Source organism: Solidesulfovibrio carbinolicus (assembly GCF_004135975.1).
Taxonomy (GTDB): domain Bacteria; phylum Desulfobacterota; class Desulfovibrionia; order Desulfovibrionales; family Desulfovibrionaceae; genus Solidesulfovibrio; species Solidesulfovibrio carbinolicus.
Window position 1 is genome coordinate 1337896 of record NZ_CP026538.1, and the last position, 25445, is coordinate 1363340.

A 25445-nucleotide genomic window follows, 5' to 3' on the forward strand; every position below is an offset into this window, starting at 1 on the left:
TTAAATCACGGCGCTGTGGCCACAAACGGATCATCCCCTCACTGGAGGGGAACAGACTCTTTCGTTCTCACAAAAGTGAACACGCATGGAGCAAGAGCCATCAAAAATCATACGGATTCCATCGGGAGTCTGTCAACAATAAGTTGTTATTTATTATTTTCATAGATTAACCCTTCCCCCCGACTATAAACCGCCCCGGTTCCCGGCAGGGCACAGCGCCAGACGCCGGGAGCTTCCGTTTCGATAAAGGGCGCCAGCGTTACCCAACGCCCCTGGTCGGGCAGGGTGGCGGCAAAGGCGGCCAGCCGGCTTTCCCACTCGCCGACAGCCGTCAGCGCCCTGCCCCGGCGCAGCGGCACAGACACTTCCGAGCGGGCGCACGTCGCCGCGTCCAGCCCGTCTTCGGCCCATAAGGCCAAACCGTCCGCTACCACCCGCAAAAGCCGCAGCGTCACCCGCTCATCCCCAAGGCGCGTTGGCGTCACGCGGTCGTCGTACCAGAGACCGGAAGCCGCGTCGGCCCCATACCCTTGATGAAAATCCAGACAGTTGGCCGTAGCCAGGCTTTTCTCGGCACTGGCCTTGCCGGCCTGCTTGTCCTCGGCCGAGGCAAGCGCCCCCGGCGTCGGCAACGCGTCGACATCGTACGCGCCCTCGACCAGCTCCCGCGCCTGCCGGGGCAGCTCAATGCGCTGGCACATCGACAAAAGCCGCGCCGTGCGCCAAAGCACGTCATGGCCGGGATAGACGTAAAGGCCCTTCCCAAGCTCGGCTTCGCCCCAGCCCAGCCCCGGCTCGTCCACGGCAGGCGGCGAAACAACCAGCACGGACGGCCCGGCAAACCCCGCCGGCCGCCAGTCCCGGTCATGACGCTGGCACCGGCCGGCCCGCTGTAGGATAAGCTCCATGGGGGCCAGCTCCGTCACTAGAAAGTCAGCGTCAACATCTAGTGATTGTTCAACTATTTGAGTGGATACAAGAATTTTCCCGCGCCGTGTCTCTTGCGTGGAGTCCTTGCCGAAGATCGTCAACACCCGCTCCTCCATGGCCAATCGGTCGCACAAGGCAAAGCGGGCGTGAAAGAGCAGGACGTCCTCTGGCGGCAGGCGTTGAGCCAGCAGGTCTCGCGCCGCCATGGCTCGGTCCACGGTGTTGCAGACCATGATGGCGCAGCCGCCGGCGGCATGGACGGCAGCCAGCCGGTCATAAGCTTCGGCAACGTCGTGGCACAGGGCCACGGCTACGGACAGGGTGCGGGTTTGCGGCAGCGGCGTTTCCGAAAAAACGCCGTCGGCCAGCCGGGTGGCCAGGGGCAATGGGCCAGCCGAAAGCGTTGGGGTCGGATAGCCGGCTCCCCGGCAAAAGGCGGCGGCCAGACCCTGCTTTACGCGTCGGGGCAGGGTGGCCGAGAGCAGCACGGCGCTGCCGCCAAGGCCGGCCTGAAAGGTGAGGAGCGCTTCCAGCAGCCGGGTGGTGTAGGGATCGTAGGCATGCACCTCGTCGGCCACAAGGACGTTGCGGCCAAGGCCGAGCAGGCGCAGACACTGGTGCTTGGCCGGCAGCGCGGCCAGCAGCGCCTGATCCAGCGTCCCCACGCCGCACGGGGCGAGCAGGGATTTCTTGGCGTTGTCCGCCAGCCAGGAGGCGCAAAACGCGCCGCCGTCCGCCGCCGTGCCGTCCTCCAGGTCGCCGTCGCCGGCACGGCCGCGCTCAAGGCCGATGCTGCGCGAAAAATCGTCATGGATGCGGCGCGCGCTGTGGGCCAGCATGAGCGACGGCTGGGCGTCTTCGGTTTCCTCGAAAAGCGCCCGGTAGGACGGGGCCAGCCGGGCGTACATGCCGTTGGCCGTGGCCATGGTGGGCAGGCCGACATACAGCCCCTGGGCCTCGCCGCCCGCCATGACGCCATGGGCGGCGAGCACGGCCGCCTCGGTCTTGCCGGCCCCGGTCACATCCTCGAAAATGAACAGGCGCGGCCCTCTGTCCAGCCCGGCGATTTCCAAAACATGGGCCTGCAACGGCGTAGGCGCATACTTCTTCCTGATATGCGGCAGCAGGTCGTGAAATCCGCTGCCCTGACGCGGCGGCGGGGAAAGGATGCCGCAAGCGGCCACGGCGGCCCGGGCCTGGGGCAGGGCGCGCTCGGTCAAGTAGGCGGCAAGGGGCATGGGCGTGTCGCAGTAGGCAAAGCCCTGGCCCGAAGCAAGCCAGTCGGCCACGACCAGCAACCCGGCAAAGAGCCAGGACACGGGGCGAAACGCCTGGAGGGCCTCGTCGCCGCCGGGCAGGGCCAGGGGGGCGGGCAGGAACATGGCCCCGACCTCGCCAATGAACTGCCGAATGGCCGCAGTGGTGGCGGCGGGAAGGCGCAGGTTGCTTTCCGCAAGGGGTTGCGGCGGCTTGCCGTGATGCCCGAAAGCGGCGTCGGCCAGGGGACCGAGGGTGTCCATGTGCAGCCAGCCGTCGCGGCACAGGAAGGAGGGCTGCCAGGCATCCGCGATGTCATCGTCCAGAAAGATGGCCTTGCCCAGGTGGCTGTGGTGGTCGTTGTTGACGCGCTTTGCCGGCGGCCCACCGAGAGCGTCCACGATATCCGGTCGATACTGCTGGAAGGCCGGAGCGAATTTGCCGAGATCGTGGAGCACGGCGAAGTACGCCAGCAGCGCGTCGAGGTCCGCCGGGGCCACGGCCGGGGCCAGGGCGTAGAGACGTTGGCGCAGGCGCGTGTCGGCGTCGAGCAGGGCGTGCAGCGTCGCGGCGACGTCGAGGCAATGGCAGACGAGCAGATGATGGGCCGCGCTGTCTTTGGCGGCTTTGCCCCAATAGCGGTACATGGCGTGTCCCGGGGTATCGGTTGTCGGCGGCGCGGCCCGTGGTCGGCGTTTCTCAGCCGACCGTGTTGCCGCTGCCCTGAATCTGGGTGACGGTGCTGTTGTCGCCGGCTGTTGCGGTCTGGTGTTGGGATTTGTCGATGGGGACCGTCCCGATGATGGCCTTGATCTCGGCGGCAAAGTCCCGGTCTTCGTCGAGGAGTCCTTCCAGGCGTCGGCGCACGGTTTTCTGCGCTCCGGCATCGGCGGGATTGTTCTCCAGAGCGGCGAGGGCGTTGGTCGCGCCTTCGCCGTCCTTGGCGAAGCGGGTTTTGACCAGCGCGGCAAGTTTCTCCACGCAGGCTTTGCCGAGTTTGGTCGCGGCGTCGGTGATGGCCGTGGCGGCTCCGGACTGGGCGGCGACCAGAGCGCTTAAGGCGAGGTCGGTCAGGGTTTGGATATCCATGAGGTCTCCTTAAGTGGTTGGGGCGTGACTTTCATCCATATCTTTGAAGAGCGAAAGGCTATGAGACAATAAATCCTGTTTGAGTAGGGCATCGGCTTCTTGACGTGAGATGTTCTTGGATAGCGCAAGCCAAGTGGTCATCGCTTCGTGAAAATCATCCCGAAAGGTGTCGGAATGTTCCTGTGTTAAAGCGCGATATAGGTGAGCGGTTTCCCTTGAGATGGCAAGTGCTTCTTGTTTATGTGAGACGAGGGCAGACAATATACGTGATAACGTGCTGAGGCTCATGGCTAGATCTGCTTGGAAGGCGCTGGGGTAAATAGTGGCCAATCCGCGAAAAAGAGATACCGCTTCGCGGGAAAATGGGAGGGCTTTTCCCGGCTTTTCTTTTTTACGGAGTTTATGGGCTAGGTTGTTGAGGCTCATGGCCAATCCTGGTTTGTTGGCATCGGGTTGCTCGACAACAAGTTCTCGATATTGGGCAACTGCTTCACAGTTGATATAAATAGCTTCGTCAATGTTTCCAGCTCCGCTAAGTCTATTGCTGAGACATGTAAAACTGGCCGCTAGTTTAGAGAGATAGTTTTTTGGATCAATAGTTGCCAACTCAATGAACAAATCCGTCGCTTCCCATGCGATGGGGAGTGCTTCTTTAGGACGCTTGAGAAGACCGAAAATGATTGCTAACGCATGTAAACTATGTGCTAAGTCTTTTTCGTAAAATTTTGGTTTCGCATCGAATAATCTTCGTCGAATATCAACAGCTTCTAGTGCAGAAATAAGTGCTTCTTCCTGTTTTCCTGCATGGCTTAAGCAGTTGGCGAGGGTCGTTAAGCTTAGGGCCAATTCTGGAAGAAATGTGTCTGAGTCAATGCAGACTTTGTCTCGACGGATGGAAACTGATTGGCGTGCGGCATTTATCCCTTCATCTATCCGGCCAGCGTATCTATATCTAATCGCTAGATTATTTAAGCTAGATGCTAATATTGAATATGTTTCAGCCGTTGCAGGCTCAACTCGCAAACGAGTCACGGCATATAATTGCCAATCTAGAGCTAAAGTAAGCAAGATACCTGTCTTGTCCGGTAGAGCATCAATCAAGGTGAAAAGTAAGGTTAACGGCAACTCCGGCATCTCGCCCAACTCACGCAGCCACTTCATCGCCCGCTGCTGTGCCTTCTCCGCGTGCCCCATAGCGCCCTTTTCCTGGCGCGGCACAAAATCTTGCACGCACCGCACCAACACCGCTGCCACTTCCGACGGCCGGTCGTCAAAAGCCCGCAGCACTGCGTCCGTACCGTCGATTTGCTGGCCGTCGGCCAGATGCTTGAGCAAAAATGCTTCACCCACGATGTCGGGCTGGATCGGGGCTACGCCTTCGCCGCCGTCCGGCAGCAGCTCCGAAAGCAGCCGCCTCGTCGTTGCAACATCGCTGCCACTGCAGCCAAGTGCTTCTCTTTCACGAGCCAAGCACGAGCCAAGATCCCGCGCCCCGATGCCGCCGCGCAGGGTCGCAAAAGCGGCCATGTGGGCAATCAGGATTTGCATGGACGCATTGTCGCCGCAGGGCAGCAGCAACCGCTTATGCTCATGCTCCGCCACCTTCAGCGCCAGATCAACGCGCCCCAGGTGCAGCACCTCGCCCACCCCGCCTTGTTGGTGCATGACCATGGCCGCCATCATCAGATAGAGCGGCGCGCCGGCCCAGTCCGTCGCGGCCAGCCGGGTCTGGAAGTCCGTATCTTCGGCCGGCAGGACCACCGCGCTGCCCAGGCGGGCAAGCATGTTCTGCATGATGCCGATGCGAACGGCCGGCGAGGAAAGATCCGGCAGCCGCAACGGCTCGCCGTCGAGCAGGTCGCGCGGCATCATTTCATTGAGGCCGAAGCCGCTTTGCAACAGGCGCTCCAGCCAGCCGCTCTGGGCGTCGGCCTGCCGCTCCAGCAGCAGGATACGCAGCGGATGGGCGCGCGGCGTCGCGGCGCACAGTTCTTCCAGCCAAACCCGCAACGCATCAACCAGGGAAAGGGCGTAATCGAACACGATCAGGGTGGGTTTGCGCCACTGCCAGGCCCCGAGATTGCCACGGCCAAGGGTTCGTCGCGCTTCCGCGTTGGTGACGAAGCCTGCCTGCCAGTCCGGACCAAGGGCGCGGCATAGCTCCCGGGCGAAGCGGGTTTTGCCGACGCCCGCGCCGCCGTGCACGACGCGCACGGAGACCGGCCGCTGTGCCTCGTGGGCATTGGCCCAGGCACCGAAATCGGCCAGAAGCGGCTCACGTCCCACAAACGCCGTGGCTTCGATCACCGGACGCAGCAGGGACGCTTCGTCCTTGGCCGGTTCGGTCGGCGCGGGCTGTGCCGGCGGCAGCGGGGTGATGAACAGATGGGGACTGTCGCCGACATAGTTGTTGTCGCCGATGATCTGGATGATGCGGGCGTTGTCGCCCGCCTGGGCTTGCTGCAGCGTGGACATTGGCCTTGCTCCCTCTGGGACCCTGTCATTTCAGTATATCAGAAGACCGATTGACCTGGAAGCCCCGGGCAAGAAAGGGGCGTTTAACGGCCCAGGACGAAATGCAGGAAAGAAGGTCACAGGAGGAGCACGGTCGAGAGACCGGGAGCCAAGGCGCTGTATCTTCGTGGAGAATTGGTAAAGCGAGGGTTAATATTTACCAAATAAAACTATAATATTAAATAGGTAGAGTGAATATCAACCCCAGTGGGCTCATGTCCCGACCGTCGGTCTGTCCCGGTGTCCCAAATCCTTAGGATTGGGACGCCGGGACACGCCGGCCGGCAGGGGGGCGAGGGGAGGCGCTGCTTTTTGTGGGCAGATGCTTTTCGAGTGCCCGCTGAACCGTGCTTTTGGGAATGTCTGTGAGCTTCGCTATCTCTCGTACGCTTTTACCCTGGTCGGCGAGACTAAGGATCTTGTCGACATTTTCTGAAAGGGGGTGCGTGGTCCATTGGAACGTGTCGTCCTTGGCGACCAATCTGGCGACGAAAGGATCGGCTCCGCTGCCGGCCAAGCCTCTGGCTTTTTGGAGGTGCACCTCGAATCGCGCGCCATCGGCTGGAGCGTGGTCTTTGACGGGCAACAGCGCGATCACGGTGTCCATTACGTCTTCGCGGGACGAGGTGCCGCGTTGGCCGCCGTTTTTGTTGGCATGATGCACCACGACGACAGCGATGCCGCGTCTTCTTAAGGATAAAAGCCAGGCCTGGACCGGCAGCCAGCTTTCGGCCTCGTTTTCCTTGCCGACCCGACAAAGCGTCGCCAGATTGTCGAGAATGAGCAGCTCCACCCCGGCAAGCGCAGGGTCAAGGGCCGCTTGGCCTTCCGGCGTGGCGAGGTTTGCTAGAAAATCGGGCTGGCAGTCCGGCGTGATGATCCGCAGCAGCTCCGGGACGGGGCCGCCGTATCCCTTTACGATGCCGGCCAGTCGTTCCTGTAGCATCCAGCCTTGCATTTCGCCGTCCACGAAGAGCACATTCCGAGGGCGCGGCGTCTTCCAGCGCAACACGTCCTGCCCGGCGGCCACGCCATAGGCCAGGGTCAGGGCCAGAAAGGTTTTGCCCAGCCCCCGGGGGCGTAGAGCAGGGCCAAGCCCTGGCTCGGCAGAATCGGGTCCAGGATGTGTTCGCGCTTGGGAAAGCCGTAAGCAAGAAAGTCAGACGCGGAGAGCACGACAATCGGGGCCTTGGCTCCGGTTGTCGTTGGAGGCGAAGCGGGGGGCTCGGCTTTGTCCAGGCTGGCCTTGACGGCATCAAGCCCTTCGGCGGCGGCCAAATCATTGAAGTCTGTTTTTCCGGTTGGGTCCTTGAAGACAGGGACCGCCACGTGGGCCTGGACGACCCTAGCTGCTGCGACGGCGTGGTCGATGCCGGGGTTTTTCCCGTGTCTGGCGGCCGTCTCGTGGTCGTTGTCGGCACAGATAACCATCGGGCGACCGGGCAAGGCTTGGCGGGCCGCCTCGGCTACGGGCATCAGGTTGTTGCAGGCGAAGCAGACCAGCACGGTCCCCTTGGTGGCTGCGTGGATGGTCGCGCCGGTCGCATACCCTTCGACAAGGTAAAGCGGGCCGTCATCGCCGTCGATCCGGAAGAAGCCGCCACGGATTTTGCCGCCGGCAAGAAACCGTTTCTCCCCCTTCGCGGTAATGAACTGCAGAGACGTGAGGGCGTCATTGGCGTCGTACACGGGCACCACCAGCCGCCCGTCCTGGGCAACGCGAACGTTTCCATGGGGTTTTATGCCTTTCCCGACAAGGTAGGGGTGATCGTGCGGCGCGGTCCGGGTCGCGTTCAGGATGCGAAGCGCGCGGTTGCGGGCATCGGCGAGCCGTGCGTCCACGGCTTTTTGTCTAGCTCTTCGGGTTTTCTCGATGCGGGCTTGTGCTTCCCTTGAGAGGGGGGTGGAGGACTTGTCTCTCCAGACGCCTTCCTCGCCGGTACGGAAATTCCAGCAATGACCGTAGGCGGGAGAATCGGGATAGAGCAAGTAGGAACCGTCAGCGCCTCGCTCTTTGCCGGCGGTGCCGCATCGGTGGATCGTGCCGTCAGCAAGGATATCGACTGGGCGCAGGCCTGCGCTTTTGAGGAAAGCCCGGAATTCGCTCCAAAGCTCCGTCGCCATGCTCACGGACCTCAACGAACGGATGACGGAGGCATGGCGTCTGCGGTGAAGACCTTGCGCGCCTCGCGGAAGGCGTCGAGGTCCGTCGGATCGTAGACCACCACTTTGCCGAGTTTGCAGTAGCGCGGGCCACGGCCCTTGCAGCGCCAGACTTCGAGGGTTCCAGGCGAGACGCCCAGGTATTCGGCGGCTTCACGGGTACGAAGGCTTCGAGGCATATGGCATCTCCTTGAAGGCAGTTAAACTACCCATGGGATGCCCGGGGGAGGGAAAAGAAGGAAGGTCTCCAGCAACGTAAAGGTATCCAGCGACGTGAAGAAGTTGTCCAGCGACGTGAACGAGGTACCATACGTCGCTGGATAGCTAGACAGCGCAACTATTCGTATTTATCTGTTTTTATTAATTTTTAATAGAATTAAACTCATGACTTGGTCTGTCTTTGTTTTAAGTCGTCGGGCAACCCGCGTCGAAATGCGGCAAATCCTTCTTTCCGGGGTAGTTTGGTGCCGGTTTCCCCCCACATTTGACGCCAAAGAGATCTATGTTGATGGATGGATCGGGGCTTGCCCTGCCGAGTACAGTCGACAGCAAGGGCGACAGCTTTTTCTACGGTGGCAACCCACTCATGGATTGCCTTAAGTTGTCTAGACTCAATTGCCAGGGATGTTTTTTGTAAGTTTGTTGTGCTTTTGGATAGACGTAGCTGCTTTTCTAAGTGTTGTATCTCGCTATTTAACTTTTCTATCTCCATCTGGGCTGACAGATATTCTGACTTATAGTTTGCAATTTTTCCTTCGAAGAAATTATCTGGAAGCGCTTCTACAATTTCTGAAACGAATGATTCGTTGTTGAATTGTTCAAGAAAATTAATAAACTCTGAAGTCTTGTAACGAAAATTTTTGAGCAGCTTGTGAGCGTCCGTCCAGCTGCAGTAATATGATGAGCCTCCTACAAATGAGCGATCTTCATATTGTAGATAGTAATATCCTGGTTGTAGACGCCCGCTGGAATTCCGTTCTACAATTCTTTGTCCAAGGTTGTTGTAGACAGGAAGGCCATTAGTGATGAGTGTTATTTGTTCTGTTAGAGAGATTCCCAGGGATTCCAAATAGGTAACCTTAAGCCATCTATCCATGGATGCCCCCGTTTGACTGTTTTTGCGAAAACGACGTCCCGCTGTCGGACGGTGCTAGGGGGCATTGTCCGACAGCAGGACGTGGTTGTAAAGATGGGCGATGGTAATGGGCATAGATAGAAGAGGATAGCCAGCCCCTTTTGGGTCTAAACCGATTGTCGGTTGGGAATAGGTTAGGAAAAAGAAAAAGGGCCTATAGCGTTTTTGCTGTAAGCCCTTGAACTTCCTGGTTGCGGGGTGGGATTTGAACCCACGGTCTTCGGGTTATGAGAACTAAAAAGCATGAAGGCTCTGAGCAAAAATCAGGTCAGGGCAAAGGGCGAGGCAGCGTGAGAGGTGAAAGAAATGTCTGACAAGGCAGACCAGAAGCAGAAACGGCTTCCTTCGACCGCTTGGAAACCGGGCCAGAGCGGGAATCCCAAAGGATGCCGTACAGGGAGCCGCCACAATGCTACCCTTACCGCCCAGACGCTTCTTGACGGCGAGGCTGAGGCTTTGACCCGAAAGGCCGTGGGACTGGCCCTGGTCGGGGATATGACGGCTCTACGGTTGTGCCTGGAGCGAGTTGTTCCTCCCCGGAAGGATTCGCCTGTCAAGCTGACGCTCCCGGCTATTGGGAGCGCCGTCGACATTCCCGCAGTGACATGCGCCCTTTTGGCGGCCGTAGCACAAGGAGACCTTACGCCCAGCGAAGCCCAGGCTGTTGATGGTCTGGTGGAGACGCATCGTCGGGCGCTTGAGACATCGGAACTTGCGGAGCGGATTGCAAGGATTGAAGACGCCACAGGGCTATAACCACGGAGAGGGCATTATGCGAAATCTCACGACCAGAGTTAAAACGGCTTGAGACAGCGTGCCAAGAGGAAACCAGCATTATTGTCGCAGTCTACCATGGGCAATCAAAGGACGAAGCAAATGAGCACTATTACAGGGAGCATCCCGAGATGCGCGGCTATGTCGAGGCTTCGCCGTTTTTGTTTGTGACGATGTTCAGGGAGAAAACCCATGCGTAATTACCATTTATGCTGTTGCCGGCAGACGTTATACCCAATATTGCAGTTGCTGATACATTCTGGAACCCCAGAACAAATAAGCATGCAGTTACCATAGCTTTTGTTGCAACCGATATCGTGTGGTGGCGAGTATGGATAATTCCATTGACAATCCCAATCCCATGACGGGGGAAGCGGCGTCGTGTTCTGCACACATTGCCAATAGTAATCGGACCAATGGGTTCCCGGCAGACATTGAGCCAAAGCATGTGCTTTCACCAGAAAAACACAACCGAAAATTATAAAACATCCCACTAGAGACCAGTGTCTTCTTGGCTTCATAGAAGTCCTTTGCTTATAAAGTCATCTGTTGACATGCGGCCTTAGGATGAATCGCCAAGCGGCGAATCGCTCTTGCAAGCCCATCACGAAGACGAAGAACACCGGCACGAAGAAAATGGCGAGCACCGTTGCGGTGACCATGCCGCCGAAAACGCCGGTGCCGATGGCGTGCTGGGTTTCGGCGCTGGCCCCGCTGGCGAGCATCAGCGGCGCCACTCCCAGGCCAAAAGCCAGCGACGTCATGAGAATCGGGCGCAGTCGCAGCCGGGCCGCAGTGACCGCCGCTTCAGCCAGCCCCTTGCCCTGTTGACGCAACTGTTTGGCGAGCTCGACGATGAGAATGGCGTTTTTGGCCGACAGGCCGATAATGGTGATCATGCCGACCTTGAAGAACACGTCGTTGGGCATGCCGCGCAACATCACAGCCCCCACGGCGCCCAGCAGGCCCAGCGGCACCACCAGCATGACCGAGAGCGGGATCGACCAGCTCTCGTACAGCGCGGCCAGCACCAGAAACACCACCAGGATCGACAGCGCCAGCAGCAGCGGCGCTTGCGTGGCGGACTGGCGCTCCTGCAGGGATTGTCCGGTCCAGGCCACCGCGAAGCCCGGCGGCAACTGCGCCGCCAGCCGCTCCATCTCGGCCATCGCCTCGCCGCTGGAGACGCCGAGTGCCGCATTGCCCGAGATGCGCGCCGCCGGGAAGCCCTGATAGCGCACCAGTTGCAGCGGCGTCTCGCTCCATGCCGGGATCACCACCTCGGACAGCGGCATCATGCCGCCGTTGGCGTTGCGCACATAGAGCTTGAGCACGTCGTCTATCTGCATGCGTGCCGACGCTTCGGCTTGAATGATGACCTGCTGCATGCGCCCGGCATTGGGGAAGTCGTTGACGTAGTGAGATCCCATCGCGGTGGACAGCGTGTCGCTGATGCTGGCGAACGAAACGCCCAACGCCTCGGCCTTGTCCCGATCGATGTCCAGGCGGATGCTGGAGCCGGCCGGAAGGCTGTCGGCATAGACGCCGCTGACGAGCCGACTCTTCTGCGCCAGTTCAAGCAGCTTGGCCTCTGCCGCCTGGAGCGCGGCATGGCCCTGGTTGGCCCGGTCCTGCAGACGCATGGTGAAGCCGGAGCTGTTGCCAAGCTCGTCGATGGCCGGCGGCAGCAGGGTAATCACTGTCCCTTCCCTGGCGCCGGAGAGGGCCTCCTGGGCCAGGGCCACTTCGCCTTGGGCCGTGGCGCCATTGCGCACGCCCCAGTCCTTGAGCATGGTGAAGGCCATGGCCGCATTTGGGCCGGAGCCGGAGAAGCCAAAGCCGACGACGGTCATGTTGGATCGGATCGATGGGCGCGAGGCCGCGTGCTGCTCGAAGGCCTTGACCACTTCCAGCGTGCGCTCGACGGTGGCGTCGGCGGGCAACTGGATGGACGTCAGGAAATAGCCCTGGTCTTCCTCCGGCAGGAAGGATGACGGCAGATGGCGGAAAGCAACCATGAGGACGGCGCAGAGCGCAGCGAACACCAGCATCATCCGTCCTGTCCGTGTCACCAGCTTGCCCAGGCGCGTTTCATAGCGCGAGGTCATGCGCTCGAAGCGGCGGTTGAACCAGCCGAGAAACCCGCGCTTCTCGTGGCGCTGCGCAGCGTGGGGCCGAAGCAACGTCGCGCACAGAGCGGGCGTCAGGGTCAACGCGAGGAAGGCCGAAAACAGGATCGACACCGCCATGGACAGCGTGAACTGTTTGTAGATCGCGCCGACCGTGCCGCTGGCCAGCCCCATGGGGATGAACACGGCCGTCAAGACCAGGGTGATGCCGATCACCGCGCCGGTGATCTCCTGCATCGCCTGGATCGTCGCCTCACGTGGCGGCAGCCCCTTCTCGGTCATGATGCGTTCCACATTCTCGACGACGACGATGGCATCGTCCACGATGATTCCGATTGCCAGCACCATGCCGAACATGGTCAGCACATTGATGGAAAAGCCCGAAGCAAGCATCACCGCGAAGGTGCCCAGCAGTGCGATTGGCGCAACGATGGCCGGGATCAGGGTGTAGCGGATGTTTTGCAGAAAGAGGAACATGACCAGAAACACCAGCACCATCGCCTCGATCAGGGTATGGATGACCTTCTCGATGGAGATCTTGACGAACGGCGCGGTATTAAACGGGATCGAATAGCTCATGCCGGCCGGCATCGTGCTGCCAAGCTCTGCCATCCGCGCCTCGACTTCCTCGGCGGTCCTGACCGCATTGGCGCCAGGCGCGAGCTGTACGGCCGCGGCCGTGGCGGTTTTGCCGTCTTCGCGGTTCATAAAGCCGTAGGACTGTGAGCCGAGTTCGACCCGCGCCACGTCGCCCAGCACCACCTTGGAGCCGTCGGGGTTGGCGCGCAGCACGATGGCGGCGAACTGTTCGGGCGTGGACAGCTGGCCCTGCACCGTGAGCGATACCGTCACGCGCTGCCCCGGCAGCGCCGGCATGGCTCCGACGCCGCCGGGCGCGATCTGGACATTTTGCTGGCTCACGGCTGCGGACAGATCGTTCATCGACAGGCCAAAGGCAATCAGCTTGGCCGGATCGACCCAAACCCGCATTGCCTGCTCCGCGCCGAACAGTTGCACGCGGCCTACGCCTTCGATGCGGCGCAGTTCATCGACGATGTTGCGCGCCATGTAGTCGCTGAGCACCGTCTCATCGAAGCGCCCGTCGTCGGATTTGAGGCCGACAAGCATCAGGAAGCCGGACGAGGAGGTCTCCACGGTCAGACCGTTTTGGCGCACGGTCTGCGGCAAGCGCGGCTCAATGGCCTTGAGCTTGTTTTGCACGTCGATCTGCGCCATGTCCGGGTCTGTGCCCGGTTTGAAGGTGGCGCTGACGGACGCCGCACCCGAGGCATCGGACGATGATTCGAAGTACAACAGGTTCTTGACGCTGGAGAGTTCGCGCTCAATGAGGCTGATCACCCCGTCGCTCATGGTCTGCGGCGTGGCACCGGGATAGGTCGCGGAAATGGTGACGGTGGCCGGCGCCACCGAAGGAAACCGGGCGATGGGCAGATTGGGAATGGCGATCACGCCCAGCAGGATGATAAACAGGGCGACGACCCAGGCGAAAACCGGGCGATAAATGAAGAATTGCGGCATGACGAAGTGCCCCCAGGCGTTCAGTGCGAAGATGCCGCGGTTGTCAGTTCAGACGCCTGCCACTCGTGGGCTTGCACTTCGATGCCGTTGGACAGACGCGTCATCCCTTCGACCACGATTGTTTGCCCGGCGGCGAGGCCGGACTGGATGCGATAGTGCCGGTTGAGCAATTCGCCCAATTTGACCGGGATGAGTTGCGCCCGGTTGTGCGCGTCAAGGACCCATATCTGCGGCTCGCCGTCGTTTCGCACCACCGCCTGCTGCGGCACCATCAGCGCCTCGGCATAGCTGGTACGCGGCACGCGTGCGCGCACGAACATGCCCGGCAAAAGCAGGCGTTGCGGGTTGTCCACCAGCACGCGCAGCAGTACGTCGCCGGTGCCGGCATCGACGTTTATACCTGAGAACAGGATGCGCCCGGCGACAGCATACGCCTCGCCATCGCTTCGCAAGATGGCCACGGGCAGGCCTTCGTCGGCGCTGGCTTGTTGCGTCGCCAGGGCCTGGCGCAGCGATTCGAGCGAGGACGCCGGGCGGCGTACATCGACGTAGACCTGGTCGATCTGATGGATACGCGCCATGGGACTGCTGTCGCCGCTGCCGACCAACGCGCCCTCGCTCACCAGCGCCTGCTCGATGCGCCCGGAAATAGGCGCTTCCACGGTGGCGAACTTCAGATCAAGCTGGCGGCGTTTGAGCGTGGCGCGGGCCTGGGCGACGTCGGCGGACGCCTGATCGCGTAGGGAGACCGCGTCGTCGTAGACCTGGCGGCTGACCGCGCCGACCTCAACCAAAGAATGCAGTCGGCTGGTTTGCAGTTGGGCTCGTGCCAACACGACCTCGGCCCGTTTCAGGGCTGCTTCAGTGGCGTCAGCCTCGGCCTTGAACGGCGCCGGGTTGATCTGGAACAGGGGCTGGCCGGCCTTGACCTCGGCGCCCTGTTCGAACAGGCGGCGCTGTACGATGCCGCTGACCTGCGGCCGGATTTCGGCAATGCGCACCGCAGCGACGCGCCCCGGCAGAACTTCACTCAGTTCCTGCCGCGACGGCGTGACGGTCATCACGGATACCAGGGGTGGCGGGAGCGCCTCCTCCGATTCAGCCTGAACACCGCCGGCCAGTAGCAAAACCGCTAGGGCAATCAAGCCGCTCTGGCGGCACAGTCGTTTGATCGTCATGGTGGAGTCCTTCAGGAACGGGCAGCCCTGTGCCCGCAAAGATAGGCGTCTCCTTGCCTTGACTCGATGGGTTTTCAATGGATATGAAATGTAAATTCGATGGAGTAGAAAAAACTGCCATGCTTGAACGGAAATCGCGCTCCGAGTGGCAACATGGCCGCGAATCCCTGGTGCTGATCGCCGAGGACGAGTCCGAGATCGCCGAAATCCTCGCCGCCTATCTGGCGCGCGGCGGCATGCGCACCGTGCATGCCGCGGACGGCCTCCGGGCGCTCGAGCTGCACCAGGCCCTCAAACCCGACCTCGTCTTGTTGGACGTGCAGATGCCGCGCCTGGACGGCTGGCAGGTGCTCTCGGAGATCCGCCATCGGGGTGACACGCCCGTCATCATGCTGACGGCTTATGACCAGGACATCGACAAGCTGACGGGGTTGCGCATCGGTGCCGACGACTATATCGTCAAACCGTTTAATCCGGCGGAAGTCGTGGCCAGGACCCAGGCGGTGCTGCGCCGCTGTCTGGCCCGCGACAATGTCCAGAATCGGCACGTCCTGCGCGTAGCGCCTTTCCTGATCGACCTGGAAAACCACGAAGCTAGCGTACGCGTTTCGGGACAGCGCCAACTCCTGGCGCTGACGTTGACGGAGTTTAAGCTGTTGGCCCAGCTGGCGGGTGCGCCCAGGCGGGTGTTCAGCCGCACCGAACTGCTGGCCGCCTGTCTGTCGGAAGGGGATGCCCTGGAGCGCACGGTGGACAGCCACATCAGCAAACTTCGCAAGAAGCTGGAGGATCTCGGCGTCCAGGGAATCCCGGTTGGCGTGCGCGGCGTTGGCTACAAGCTGCGGGGCGGCGAATGAAACTGGTCGGGTTGAGTCGCCAGATCATGCTGACGATGATGGCGATTGCGCTTGGCGTCACGTTGCTCGTCATCCTGATGTCATATGCGTTCTACTATCTGTGGTCCCTCTACTGGCCCGATAATCCCTTGGACTATAGCTGGATACCTACGGGGCCGGAGTGGATATGGGTAATCGGCTCCACCCTTGGCGGTCTGACGCTGTCCATCCTCGTGGCGGTCAACCTGTCGCGCCGCATCCTGGTTCCGCTGAACTCGGTGGCGGACAGCATCCGCCGCGTGGCCCAGGGCGATCTCAACGCGCGCGCCGTGGCGGGCGACCGCTCTTTGGGCGAAGCTGCCCAATTGGCGGACGACTTCAATGCCATGGCCAATCAGTTGCAGCGCATGACCGAGGAGCAAGCATTCTGGAACGCCGCTATTGCTCACGAACTGCGCACCCCCGTGACAATCCTGCGCGGCCGCCTGCAAGGCCTGGCCGAAGGCGTTTTTACGCCCAGTTCATCCCAGTTCCTGAGCTTGCTGACACAGGTTGAGGGCTTGACGCGGCTGATCGAGGATCTGCGTGTGGTGAGTCTGGTGGAGAGCGGCCATCTGGATTTGCAGTGGCAAGAGGCGCAGCTTGACGCCGAAGTCAACGCCGTGGTGGACATGGTTGATGACGCGTTGCAGTCGGCTGCCAGCGTGTGATCCTGGACCTGGACGCACGGTTGGTATGCTGCGATCCGGTGCGTATCCGGCAGGCGCTCCTGGCGCTCCTGGATAACGTCTGCCGGTATGCCGTGGCAGGCCCGGTGCGAATCCAGTCCCGTCTCAAGGATGGCTGGTGCGAACTCAGCGTGGAAGATGACGGGCCAGGCCTGCCGGACGACTTGATTCCGTATGTATTTACGGCATTTCGACGTGCGCAAGGCGCGCGCTCGGGCGGCAGCGGCCTGGGACTGGCCGTGGTGGCTGCCATCGCGCGTGCCCATGGAGGACGCGCTGCTTGCAGGACGGCTGCCAGCGGCGGCACGGTTTTCACGCTGACCTGGCCCATCGACCCAGGTCATGGCCTGCCAGGGCCAGATCGTGGCGAACACGGTTGAGCAGGGGCTAAAAAGTGGTGGGCCTCGGCGGGCATTTCCCCAAACGCTCCGCGCTTAAAAAAACGGGGCGCAAACGGTGGGGCAGGGCAGCTGTCGGGGAGAGCCAGTCAGTGGGGTAGGACGCAATCCTACCCGGGGGCATTCACTGCGGACCTCCTTCTTGCTGGCGTCGCGATGTCGTCTCTCAAGCTTAAAAGGCCTTCAGGAACCAGGGATTCGCGTCACGCTGGTGGCTTCCTTTTTCGCTGCTGGGTAGGAATAGGGTAGGAAAAAGAAAAAGGGCCTACAGCGTTTTTGCTGTAAGCCCTTGGACTTCCTGGTTGCGGGGGTGGGATTTGAACCCACGGTCTTCGGGTTATGAGCCCGATGAGTTGACACCCAACCCCCATAAATATAGGTAATTCCTAGAAGCTGTTTTGGCAAGTGGTTGCTTTCATAGGGCTTTCGTTAGTCTTGGTTAATCTTGGTTAGTCTTAGTGCGTGACGGTTAGTCAAGGTTAATATAAAGATTGCCACCAATTTGCCACCACTGCCACCAAGGAGAGAAATACCAACATGGCGCAAAAATGGGAACCGTTTTCAGGGGTTTCGGCTCTTTTTTATCGAGATTACGGCCAGGACGGCAAGACGTGGATGTTTCGGCAGATGGTCAACGGAACCCGCGTAACTGACTATTTGGGAGCGATGAGCCAGGAGCGGGCCGTTGTTATCGTCGCGACTCTTCGCGAAAACCGGAAATTGAAAGTCGGGCCACAAACTTGGGCCGAGATGGAAGGAACGGCCCAGGAAGAGGCCAAAGTTGAAAAAATCAAAGAAGAAAAAGAGCGGAAGAGGATTTTAGCCGAAGAAGAATTTGCTAAGGCAAACACAATTGAAAATTACTGGAAAAATGTTTACTGGCCGGCAAGGCAAAAAGAAGGATCGGCGCATAATAATAAATCGATTTTAGGCATTTTTGAAAATTGGATTTGTCCAGTCGTTGGAAAAATTCCACTTCAAGAATTGACATATTTAGATGTTAATAAAGTGCTAAATATCGCGAGGGATGTAGGCATTTCTCAAAAAACTCAAAAAAATATTTATGTCACGTTGCAAACGCTTTGGAACGATGCCAAGCAATTTCATTCCGTAAAACGAAACATGGAACTTCCCATTTTTCCAGGAAAAGGGATCAAAAAGGATCGTCTTAAAATCAATAACAAAAAGAACTGTTTTTTGGACACAGACGAGGCCAAGCTTTTACTTGATACACTCAAAAATTGGCGTGAATTTTATAAACAGCACAAAATGGCAATCAAAGGCCAAAGCGGAGATGACGCTTACGGCATGGCCGTTGTAGCGTTATTTTCCGGTTTGCGTTTTGGGGACATCGCTTCATTAACTTGGGGCGAAGTTGCGAATAAAGAGCAGGCATATGCCAGAAACCCAAAAGGGGGAAAAGCATACGGAATCCATCTTAATGTTGCAATCATCCGTGAAATGTTGGCAGAAAGAAGAAAAAGGTTATCAGATGAGCCAAAGCCAGACGATTTAGTTTTTAAAAATGCCCGTGGCGAAAAATGGGTTTCAGTTCCACAAATTTATAAAACGGTTATTGAAAAGTTGGGTTTTAACGAAGTGCCGCGTAGATATAAAAATCCGGCTCAAAAAATTGACTTCCACGCCTTGCGGCACACGTTCGCGTCTTGGCTGGCGATGCAAAGCGTGTCGTTATACACAATCATGAAGCTTATGGGTCATCAAAGTCTAGCAATGACGGAACGTTACGCAGACCTTGACCCGACCCTGACCAAGGCCTGTGTCGAAAAAATGTATTGGAATTTCAGTGACTTGACAGGAAAAGAAGAGGGCGAATAAATTCCCCTTGATGTGACTAGGTGAGTGTTGTAATTGGGAGGTGGGTAGAGACATGACCCCGCCGACCCGGGGGGCATGCTGGCTAGCTCACCGCCCCTAGGGTGAGGGTCTGAGTGCAGCGGATTAGAAATACTCTATAGGCTACTCAATAAACTGCAAGCTGCTGCTCCGCCCCCCGGACGACTATCGGCTCGGAAAAAGGTTAAGAATACAAAGCCGTATGTAACGGCAAGCCGAAAAGTCCCGGAAAGCTATGGTCAAGCCCTGTTCTCTTTAGAGAACAGCGCGCTTGCCTGTGCTTTTCGGGACTTTTGCATTTGTCCCGCCGCACAGGCACCCATTCGAGGGTGCTATGCACGACGCCACTTCTGCTATTTCCGCCGCTACCGCTGCTTCCGCTGCTCTTATTAAGGACTTGCGACGCACTCTTAAAGTCAGGACTCTTCCTTTAACGCTCGGCGTCGATCAAATCGCGTTGTCGCTGGGCGTCCATGCACAAACTGTTAGATCGCATGTCAAAGCCGGAACGTTGCCGTTTGAACGTATTTCGATCACTGACGGCCGGAACTGGCGATTTCGGACCGCCGACTTGCTCGTATATCTACTCAACGACACGACTCTAGCCCCCACCACGCCCACCACTGCTACGCCGCCAGCCCCGCGCAAGGGGCCTGGGCGGCGCGTCGGCTCGCAAAACAAAAAGACCAAAGCCCAGGCCTCGGGTGAGGGGGCGTAACATGCGCCAGCCCTACCAACATACCGGCGCGTGGTCCACCTACCCGCTTACAAAACAGATTTCCCGAAATGAAAACGGCGAAATCGTCTCTATTCCTGCCCGTACTATTACTCACGCCCGCGCAAAACGCGTTGAAACCCCAAATGCGTTTGCATTTGCGGAAATTTTAACCCGTTGCAATCCATTTCATGTTTTTTGGTATGGCGTTTCAGAACAGTCTTTGGTGACAGTTGTTACAAAAGACGCGTTAAAACGCATTTCCCCGGCGCACAGAGATGAATACGCCGCCCGCACACAAAAAGATTTTCCCTTTATCAAAAACACGCCGGGCTGGCTCTGTTTCGATTATGACCCGCAGGACGGCGTTACCCCGCTTTGTCATGACGAATTACGCGAAAGGCTTATTATTGTATGTCCAGAGATCAAAAATGCACCGATGGCGTTTGCTCACTCTACGTCGTCTTATATCTACTATCTCGACGATAATGGCGTTGAGCAGTGTTATAGAGGTGACAAAGGAAAAAGAATTTATGTCGGACTTGCTGACATGTCCGATATTAAACGATTTGGAACTGATATTTTTAACGCTTTTTGGGATAAAGGTTGGGGTTGGTTTGAATTTTCCACAACAGGTTCAAAATTAGCGAAAACTTATTATGATCGTGCAATGCGGTCATCGCACCAGCCTGATTTTGTGGGCGGCGCATATTGCACAAACGGGGTTTATCAACGGCGACCTGATCCAATTGTGGTCAATGGCGATAATCCGCCATTTGAATCACGCGCATGGAAATATGAAAGGAAGGTGGTTGAAAAGGCTTCCAAAGCGACAAAGGGCGCTAAAGCAGAAGTCAAGAAAGAAGAAAACACCGATTGTGACGCAAAAAATGCGGTTTTAACAATCGAAGAAAGCAAGTTGACGCGTGATACAGTGATCCATTTTGCAGAAGGAGGAGAAGAAACGCTAGGGAGAATTATGTTAAATCGTCAAAAATGTCATGGACAAATTGTATTTGATCCGTGTCCTACAAAAGGCAAACCCGTACACAAGGCCATTTTGCATGTCAACTCGACGAATCCTTGCATCTGGACTTGGGCACATGGAGGCGTTCGGTATCTGATTCCGCTTTCGTGGCGGAATCCGCCGCCAAAATCAGTGCGCGGGTTTGGGGCGAAGCTGCGGCCAGCATCAAAGCCGGCCCAGGCCCCGGTAGAGGAACCGGAGCCGGAAGGGGTCGAGTAGATATAGAGGTGGCAAAGGAAAGCCCCGGTTTGCGGCCGGGGCTAGGAAAACTGGGAACGAATGCCTCGTGGTTGAGCCATTCGTTGCCCAAAACGGACAGAAAGTCAAGAGGGTAAAACGATGGCTATGAAGCCCCGCCAAGATAATTTTGATGACACACCCGCGCCAGCGCCCGAGAGCGTGAACGTTAACAACAATCCTGAAAACCTGGAAAGAATTGTCCGGGCTGGTGTTGAAAACGTCAAAAAGGGAGCTAAAGGCGACCAGAATCGGACCTTAAACGTTACGTGTTACTGGATCGGTCGCGTTTTGGGCGAAGCAGCGTTGCAAGATCATGTCGAAAAGGCGCTGTGTGATGCGGGCGTGGAAATCGGTATTAATCAGCAAGAAGCGGCCAGAACTGCCCGTTCCGGCCTCCGTGGTGGAGCCGGGGCCGGCGCGCCGGGCAACGAAGAGACGTTGCCGCAATTTTTGTGCGAAATCGATGCCCCGGGGAACTCCGAAGAAGATGAATCGCTGGCGATTGATGATTTTGTCGGAAAATTGCCGCCGATGCCGCTCGAAGTATTCCCGGAAAAGGCGCGTGAAGCGATTGCCGCTATTGCTGCCAGTAAAGACGTTCCACAAGACATGGTCGGGGCATTTTTCCTTTCTTTGTGCGCTGCTTGTATCGGCCGAGCAAGAACCGCCCGATATTCTAAAACATGGCAAGAACCTGGAAATCTGTATTTTCTTGTCGCGGCTGCAACTGGCACAGGTAAAAGCCATACGATGAAATTCATTTTTAGCGAACTTGCTCGAATGGAAGCGATTGTCAAAATGCAGTACCGCGAAGATCGGCGCAAGTACGAAGAGGATATGGTCGTTTTTCGCAAGCGTAGTTCGGGGAAAGAGGGAAGCAAAGGAAAAAAAAGCGATGCGCCGACTTGTTCGGCCAATACAGGAAAAAAGGATGAGATGCCGAAACGGCCGCCTAACATCCAATATGTTCTGACCGACACAACGATGGAAGCAGCCATGGACCTTCTTTTTGACAATCCTCGCGGGCTGTGCTGGCTTATTGACGAGTTTCACAACTTCATTCCGGGTTTAGATCGATATTCAGCAAAAGGCACCAGTGAAGGGAAGCGCCGTCTTTTGTCAACCTGGGATGGAGCGACGATTTGCGTCAACAGAAAGGCCAAGGATGGCGTTTCAAATGAATTGTATATCGAAAACGCCACGTTTTCGATCTGCGGGTGTGTCCAGCCACATTTGCTGCCCGAAATTTTTACATATGATGATTTGCACCAGGGCTTGCCGGAACGGTTCTTGTTCGTCAATTGTCAGCCGCAGCCGCCCGCACCAGACCCCAGGCCGGAAATTCCGGAATGGGTCGAAAAATATTTGACCCGGATCACTCGCGTTATGATGGGTTTTGCCATGGAAGAGGACCAGGACGGACGTCTGCGCGGCTTAGCGATTGATCTCGACGACGCGGCTCGGAAGGAATGGAATGCGTTTAGCAACACAATTAAAAACAAAACGTATGGTTTAACTATTCATGGCTTTGCAATGAAAATGCGTGGCATAACCTTGCGGCTGGCGTTGTTGCTGCATTGTTTGCGACATGCTGACGATGGAGACGTGACAGACGGGGAAATCACTTTTGGCGACATGACCAACGCCGTGGCCCTGGCCGACTACTTTTTCGCCCAAGCGCAGAAAATGAATACATATATTCCTGACAAAAAGGGGAATTCGCGATCCGCAACAAACGACACTCATGCATCCCGTATTGCCGAATTGTTGCTGAAGCACGTTCATGAAATTGGACAACTTGAAGGGAAAATCGAAAACAAGGTGCTTCAAGGATGGTTTAAAAAGGCGCGGCTTAAAATCAATCAAAACCAATTACGCGAGGCGTTTACCACACTAAATATCGAAGCCGGGCGCGAAAAAAGTCGTCGATACCGGCTCATAACAACGGATGTTTTGGACATTTGCTCCAAAATGAGTTCCCAAATCAAGGGCGTGTTCGAAGAAGACGATTTTGACGCAGTGGAAGTGGACGAGAGGTGACAGCGATGACAGCCGATGACACAGCCATTGTCATCTCTAAGGCCCCGGAATCCGAGGCCTTTTCCTTTGATGACGGAGATGACAGCGGTACCTAAGGGAGAGGGGGAGAAGCGCGGGGGGAATTTAAGAATTTATCATAATATCAGGAGGATAGAAAAAGTCTTAAAACCCCTATTAAGGAAGCACTGTCATCGTTGTCACCAGGGATTAAATTCAATAATTTCTATTGGTTATTGGTGACAATGGCTGTGTCATCGGCTGTCATCGGTGTCACCCTTTAAAAAAACTTCGAAAATTTAGGTAGTTGCTTTATTCGGCGTCCCTCGGAGACTCGGGACGCCGATCGGGGAGGCCCCACCCCCCCACAGGACCTCCTCCCGACTGATCCCTCCCCCGTAATTGCCCGTGCGATCGGGCCGAGTCTTCGAGGCCCGGGGGATAGCACCCACCAACCCCTTCCCCCACCCCTTCAAATTGCCCGCCACAGCCCTCCTAGACCGCCAGCCCGACCCAAAATTTCCGAATTTTCAACCCGTAATTTTTCAGCAAAATCCCTTATTTGTTTGCCACCTCTATGCCCCAACCTTTTTTTTAAATCCGGCTCATCCTCCCAACCGCTAAACAGCCAACAGCCGCCCTCGGGAAGGGGAAGGGCCAGACAGCCAACAGCCCCCCGACCCCCTGGCCCACCTCCTCCCGCCCCGTCAAATTTTTTTGTACTGCCGAATGTACCAAGCTAGTCCACTCCAATTTTTCAGCCAAATCCCAAATAAAACCTATTTATACAACAGCTTACAGCCAGATTTGGGCGGTAAAACAATTTGTACCGACTTCAATAAATGGCATGTTTTGGTACAGTAATTTGTACTAATCAATAAAATTTGGCCTTGGTAATGATGCCAACATACTGAATTTATGAGAAATAAATTTTTAAAATGGTACATCAAAATGGCACGGCTACTGCATTATTAAGGGCATCTTCAACATGTAACTACAGGAGATTTCGGATGAACATTCAATTCAAGCTCGCCGACCTCGACAACAGCAAGCTTCCGCTTTTCAACAAGCCCGGCTCCGAGCCGTATCCCGATTCCGCTTATGTAGTTCTTGATTCTTCCGATAAGAGCGTTTTCACCGAAATCGCCCCGCAATCCGGCATCGACTCTTCTTCTGTGCGCATCAACGTCAATCCCCAGTCTATCGGCTATGAACTCCGTGAAATGCTTCAATCGCCCAAGGCTATCGCGTTTTTGGAACGCATTTTTGAAAACCTCGACAATGGCGAGACGGACAAAGACCTTTGCGATAAATTTGAGGACTTTTTGTCTAAGTGTCCCACGGCCGGCGTTCTCGATAGCATTTCCGAATTTCATGATGATTTTCGCCAGCTTTGGCCCGATCACATGACTCTTGACGAAGCCGCCAAATATGCAATTTCCAAAATCGATGACTCTGAAGGCTGTTTTTGGGGCAATGGCGTCAAGATCATGAAATCTGACCTTCTTGCTGCCGCCCACACTGCTTTTGATGATGAAGAGTCGTTATCTTCTCTTCAACTTGACGCACTTGTTGAAGACGAATGGATTTCTGAATCCGAAGCCGATGCGGTCCGGCCCCAATCCGCCCCTTCCATGTAGCTAAAGCTAAATTCCCAGCCATTTTACTGCCGAAAAGGCAGATTAGATAAGAGCATGTCCGGCACGGGTATTGCTAAATATCTAATTTCCTTTAATAATCTTAGGCATGAGTACCCCGTATGATTTTACCGAACTGCCGGACGAGTTATGGACACAATTAGAACCGCTCCTTGACCCGTTTAAGCGAAAGCGTTCTGGCGGAAGCGCTCCGATTTCCTCTCGGAACATAATGAACGGCATCATCTTCCGTCTGAAAACAGGATGTCAGTGGAGTATGATCCCAAGGAGCTATGGATCAAAAAGCGCTATTCATGAGCACTATCGCCGATGGGCGAGACGTGGAGTATTTGACCAATTGATAAAGATATGCCTGGAAAATTATCATCTTCAGCAAGGTCTTCATTTTTCCTGGCAATCCATGGACGGCTCTTTGATTCAGGCACCTGTTCGCACAAAAAAAAGAAGCGGCTGAAGGCCTTGGAGCGAATCCAACAGACAGGGGACGCTCTGGAACAAAGATTCATTTGCATGTCGACCAAGAAGGGACACCCCTCGGGTCATTGTCGTTGGAGCAAATGTTCACGACAGTCGACTGGTTGGCTTAACGATTAAAAATAATAGTGATCTTTTTTCCATGTTTAATATTTGCACCGATAGCTATCACTTATGTCTGGACAAGGGCTATGATTATCCACGTGTACATGAAGAAGTGTATTCATATGGGTTTGAATCGCATATCCGTTCCCGAGGGGAGGAAAAAATTGAGAAGCAAGAAGGTCTTCATCCCGCTCGCCGCTGGGTCGTAGAGCGCACATTCGCTTGGCTGAAAGGCTTTCGCGGTATTCGAACGAGATATTGCCACTATTTATCGACCTTCATTGCCTTTGTGAAATTGGCCTGCGCAATTATCGTGTTCAGGAAGATTTATGCAAAGCAATAGTCATGCCGGATATTCTCTAAATTGAGCATGGAACCCCCCGGATTGGCCGGGGGTTGCCCCAAAAAGGAGCTTTTTTTATGGACGACATCCCAAAACCCCGAAGAGGCCGCCCCCGCAAGCATTTCCGCGACAACGTGCAAAAGCACTTCCTGTTTTCGACCGAACTTTCAAAAAGGCTTGCGATTCTCTCGGAACGCGAAAATCAATCCGAAGCCGAGATCGTTCGACACGCGGTCGAACGCTACCTGACGTTTGCCGGTGTCTGACACTCGCCACGCCTTTTCCCGACACGACCCCATGAATTTGTTCAAAATTCTAA

Annotated in this window: 21 protein-coding genes; 12 read left to right on the forward strand and 9 right to left on the reverse strand. The window is 56.8% G+C overall.

Annotated features, from left to right (window positions below; all coding sequences use genetic code 11):
• Nucleotides 1-146: 146 nt before the first annotated feature.
• From cas3 to C3Y92_RS05935, 7 genes are all read right to left on the reverse strand, one after another.
• Nucleotides 147-2834, reverse strand: coding sequence for a CRISPR-associated helicase Cas3' (cas3, locus tag C3Y92_RS05910; RefSeq protein ID WP_165352072.1), 2688 nt, complete (start codon nucleotides 2832-2834; stop codon nucleotides 147-149).
• Nucleotides 2835-2886: 52 nt separating this feature from the next.
• On the reverse strand, nucleotides 2887-3276 hold the full coding sequence (locus C3Y92_RS21100) for a hypothetical protein (protein ID WP_165352073.1): 390 nt from the start codon (nucleotides 3274-3276) through the stop codon (nucleotides 2887-2889).
• A gap of 9 nt (nucleotides 3277-3285) precedes the next feature.
• Entirely contained in the window at nucleotides 3286-5751 is a 2466-nt protein-coding gene (locus tag C3Y92_RS05915) for a tetratricopeptide repeat protein (RefSeq protein WP_129350576.1), read from the reverse strand.
• A 292-nt stretch (nucleotides 5752-6043) separates the two neighbouring features.
• On the reverse strand, nucleotides 6044-6820 hold the full coding sequence (locus C3Y92_RS05920; protein WP_129350579.1) for an AAA family ATPase: 777 nt from the start codon (nucleotides 6818-6820) through the stop codon (nucleotides 6044-6046).
• A gap of 14 nt (nucleotides 6821-6834) precedes the next feature.
• The gene (locus C3Y92_RS05925; RefSeq protein ID WP_129350582.1) at nucleotides 6835-7914 is read right to left on the reverse strand and encodes a toprim domain-containing protein; all 1080 of its coding nucleotides are present in this window, start codon (nucleotides 7912-7914) and stop codon (nucleotides 6835-6837) included.
• Between the two features lie 11 nt (nucleotides 7915-7925).
• Nucleotides 7926-8132, reverse strand: a complete 207-nt coding sequence (locus C3Y92_RS05930; protein WP_129350585.1) for a helix-turn-helix domain-containing protein — start codon at nucleotides 8130-8132, stop codon at nucleotides 7926-7928.
• A gap of 203 nt (nucleotides 8133-8335) precedes the next feature.
• On the reverse strand, nucleotides 8336-9049 hold the full coding sequence (locus tag C3Y92_RS05935) for a hypothetical protein (RefSeq protein ID WP_129350588.1): 714 nt from the start codon (nucleotides 9047-9049) through the stop codon (nucleotides 8336-8338).
• A gap of 345 nt (nucleotides 9050-9394) precedes the next feature.
• Between C3Y92_RS05935 and C3Y92_RS21395 the strand changes: the two genes are divergently transcribed.
• The gene (locus C3Y92_RS21395; RefSeq protein WP_129350591.1) at nucleotides 9395-9844 is read left to right on the forward strand and encodes a DUF5681 domain-containing protein; all 450 of its coding nucleotides are present in this window, start codon (nucleotides 9395-9397) and stop codon (nucleotides 9842-9844) included.
• 560 nt (nucleotides 9845-10404) lie between these two features.
• Here the strand turns inward: C3Y92_RS21395 and C3Y92_RS05945 are convergent.
• Together C3Y92_RS05945 and C3Y92_RS05950 are read right to left on the reverse strand one after the other, a co-directional pair.
• Nucleotides 10405-13530 (reverse strand): efflux RND transporter permease subunit, encoded by a 3126-nt coding sequence (locus tag C3Y92_RS05945; protein WP_129350594.1) that lies wholly within the window; start codon nucleotides 13528-13530, stop codon nucleotides 10405-10407.
• Between the two features lie 20 nt (nucleotides 13531-13550).
• A complete protein-coding gene (locus C3Y92_RS05950; protein ID WP_129350598.1) occupies nucleotides 13551-14708 on the reverse strand; it encodes an efflux RND transporter periplasmic adaptor subunit in 1158 nt (385 codons plus the stop codon).
• Nucleotides 14709-14827: 119 nt separating this feature from the next.
• Here C3Y92_RS05950 and C3Y92_RS05955 point away from each other — a divergent pair, with 119 nt between their 5' ends.
• The 11 genes from C3Y92_RS05955 (at nucleotide 14828) to C3Y92_RS06005 (ending at nucleotide 25392) form a co-directional block, all read left to right on the forward strand.
• Nucleotides 14828-15565 carry a response regulator transcription factor gene (locus C3Y92_RS05955; protein ID WP_129350601.1) on the forward strand — a complete coding sequence of 246 codons (738 nt, stop codon included), beginning with the start codon at nucleotides 14828-14830 and terminating at the stop codon, nucleotides 15563-15565.
• Nucleotides 15562-16254, forward strand: a complete 693-nt coding sequence (locus C3Y92_RS21250) for a HAMP domain-containing protein (protein ID WP_207214027.1) — start codon at nucleotides 15562-15564, stop codon at nucleotides 16252-16254. The genes C3Y92_RS05955 and C3Y92_RS21250 overlap by 4 nt, the downstream gene beginning before the upstream one ends.
• Nucleotides 16251-16652, forward strand: coding sequence for a sensor histidine kinase (locus tag C3Y92_RS21255; RefSeq protein WP_207214028.1), 402 nt, complete (start codon nucleotides 16251-16253; stop codon nucleotides 16650-16652). The genes C3Y92_RS21250 and C3Y92_RS21255 overlap by 4 nt, the downstream gene beginning before the upstream one ends.
• Nucleotides 16653-17207: 555 nt before the next feature.
• Nucleotides 17208-18509 carry a tyrosine-type recombinase/integrase gene (locus tag C3Y92_RS05970; protein WP_129350604.1) on the forward strand — a complete coding sequence of 434 codons (1302 nt, stop codon included), beginning with the start codon at nucleotides 17208-17210 and terminating at the stop codon, nucleotides 18507-18509.
• A 352-nt stretch (nucleotides 18510-18861) separates the two neighbouring features.
• Nucleotides 18862-19245, forward strand: coding sequence for a helix-turn-helix domain-containing protein (locus C3Y92_RS21795; RefSeq protein ID WP_129350607.1), 384 nt, complete (start codon nucleotides 18862-18864; stop codon nucleotides 19243-19245).
• Nucleotide 19246: 1 nt separating this feature from the next.
• On the forward strand, nucleotides 19247-20488 hold the full coding sequence (locus tag C3Y92_RS05980; protein ID WP_129350610.1) for a hypothetical protein: 1242 nt from the start codon (nucleotides 19247-19249) through the stop codon (nucleotides 20486-20488).
• A gap of 120 nt (nucleotides 20489-20608) precedes the next feature.
• Nucleotides 20609-22549 carry a DUF3987 domain-containing protein gene (locus tag C3Y92_RS05985; protein WP_129350613.1) on the forward strand — a complete coding sequence of 647 codons (1941 nt, stop codon included), beginning with the start codon at nucleotides 20609-20611 and terminating at the stop codon, nucleotides 22547-22549.
• Between the two features lie 1007 nt (nucleotides 22550-23556).
• Nucleotides 23557-24186 carry a hypothetical protein gene (locus C3Y92_RS05990; RefSeq protein ID WP_129350616.1) on the forward strand — a complete coding sequence of 210 codons (630 nt, stop codon included), beginning with the start codon at nucleotides 23557-23559 and terminating at the stop codon, nucleotides 24184-24186.
• Between the two features lie 106 nt (nucleotides 24187-24292).
• Nucleotides 24293-24658 (forward strand): transposase, encoded by a 366-nt coding sequence (locus tag C3Y92_RS05995; RefSeq protein ID WP_129350620.1) that lies wholly within the window; start codon nucleotides 24293-24295, stop codon nucleotides 24656-24658.
• 87 nt (nucleotides 24659-24745) lie between these two features.
• Nucleotides 24746-25126, forward strand: coding sequence for a transposase (locus C3Y92_RS21800; protein ID WP_129355802.1), 381 nt, complete (start codon nucleotides 24746-24748; stop codon nucleotides 25124-25126).
• Nucleotides 25127-25203: 77 nt separating this feature from the next.
• Nucleotides 25204-25392 carry a ribbon-helix-helix domain-containing protein gene (locus C3Y92_RS06005; protein WP_129350623.1) on the forward strand — a complete coding sequence of 63 codons (189 nt, stop codon included), beginning with the start codon at nucleotides 25204-25206 and terminating at the stop codon, nucleotides 25390-25392.
• The last annotated feature ends 53 nt before the right edge of the window (nucleotides 25393-25445 follow it).